The organism is Corynebacterium sp. HMSC070H05 (assembly GCF_001837615.1).
GTDB classification, from domain to species: domain Bacteria; phylum Actinomycetota; class Actinomycetes; order Mycobacteriales; family Mycobacteriaceae; genus Corynebacterium; species Corynebacterium coyleae.
Genome location: NZ_KV833327.1, coordinates 1 through 294 on the forward strand (window position 1 = coordinate 1; position 294 = coordinate 294).

1 protein-coding gene is annotated in these 294 nt (G+C 63.9%); it reads left to right on the forward strand.

The annotated features are described in order from the left end of the window. The coding region (locus HMPREF2617_RS06105; protein ID WP_141763018.1) for a GNAT family N-acetyltransferase at window positions 1–294 on the forward strand (294 nt) is incomplete at both ends.

Sequence of the window (294 nt, forward strand, 5' to 3'; positions counted from 1 at the left end):
CACTCAGATCCCCGCACCTACGAGCACCGCCCCGAGCTGACAATGAAGACCCGCGATGAGGCTGTCGAGCTTGCGCGCTCGTGGCAGAACAATTGGGCTGAGCAGCAGTTGGGCTACTACACGGTACGCACCCTCGACGGCGCGACCATCGGCTTTACCGGGGTACGGCACAGCGAGGAAGCCGACGAAGAAGTCCTGAACCTCTACTACCGATTCGCACCAGAATCGCAAGGCCAGGGCTACGCCAAAGAAGCCGCGGCTGCCGCGATTGCCAGCGCCCGCGAGCGCTTCCCG